Consider the following 1100-nt stretch of genomic DNA (forward strand, 5'->3'; position numbering starts at 1 on the left):
TTAAACATGATATACCTACTTATTTGGTATGCAACAAACAAAATAAGAAGCACTAAAGTTGGTAAAGAACTAGACAATGGGTTTGAATTTTACAATAGTTTAAGCACTAGTGATAAAGAAAAATATTGGAAAGAAGATACTAAAATTTTAAATCTTTTCTTTGTACTTTTCATAATATCTATGGATATTTCCGTTATTCTTCTTTTTAATGAAAATAATCTTTGGATATTTTCATTAGTTGCAGGATTAATTATTTCATCAGTTGTTGCAATAATATTGAGTATTAATCTTAAGAAGAAATACAAATAAGCGAATAAATTATAGTTTATGATCGTATAGATTAAGACAAAGCGTATTTATAAATGAAAGGCTGAGAGATCAGTCTTTTTGTATAGTTTTCATATTTAATGGTATACTTTAAAAAATAGATAAAACCAAATTTAAGGAGTAATTATGGCTTTTGATTTTAAGAAAGAATATAAAGAATTTTATATGCCTAAAAATAAACCAGTGATTGTAAATGTTCCTGAAGCAAATTACATTGCGGTCAGAGGTGAGGGCAATCCAAATGAAGAAGGTGGAGCATATCAGCAGGCAATTGGCGTATTGTATGCGATTGCTTATACTTTGAGAATGAGTTATAAGACGGATTATAAAATTGAAGGATTCTTTGAATATGTAGTTCCACCACTAGAAGGATTCTGGTGGCAGGATGATATAGATGGTGTGAATTATGCAGATAAAGATTCATTTCATTGGATTTCAGTCATTCGATTGCCTGATTTTGTGAATGAAAAAGATTTTGAATGGGCTGTTGAAGCAGCAACTAAAAAGAAAAAAATAGATTGTTCATCGGCAGAGTTTTTGACGATTGATGAAGGTTTATGTGTTCAAATCATGCACTTAGGATCTTTTGATGATGAACCAGCTACAGTTGCACTTATGGATGAATATTTAAAACAAAATGGATATGCGAATGATATGAATAGTCAAAGACTACATCATGAAATATATTTGTCGGATGCAAGAAAGGTTGCACCGGAAAAATGGAAAACAGTCATTCGACATCCTATAAGAAAGATTTAGATAAATTGGAATTT

The 1100-nt window shown here is 29.8% G+C and carries 2 protein-coding genes; both read left to right on the top strand.

Annotation, left to right across the window (positions count from 1 at the left end; translation table 11 throughout):
- Positions 1-309: hypothetical protein (locus DWY01_RS11615; RefSeq protein WP_117996216.1), on the top strand; the 309-nt coding region annotated here is incomplete at its 5' end.
- A 144-nt stretch (positions 310-453) separates the two neighbouring features.
- Positions 454-1086, top strand: a complete 633-nt coding sequence (locus DWY01_RS11385) for a GyrI-like domain-containing protein (protein ID WP_117996217.1) — start codon at positions 454-456, stop codon at positions 1084-1086.
- The last annotated feature ends 14 nt before the right edge of the window (positions 1087-1100 follow it).

Origin of the sequence: Eubacterium sp. AF22-8LB (assembly GCF_003458715.1) — a bacterium.
Lineage (GTDB): Bacteria > Bacillota_I > Bacilli_A > Erysipelotrichales > Erysipelotrichaceae > Holdemanella.

Excerpts from the sequence above, each read along its gene's own strand:
- DWY01_RS11385 (WP_117996217.1), top strand. The coding sequence starts at position 454 with ATGGCTTTTGATTTTAAGAAAGAATATAAAGAATTTTATATGCCTAAA.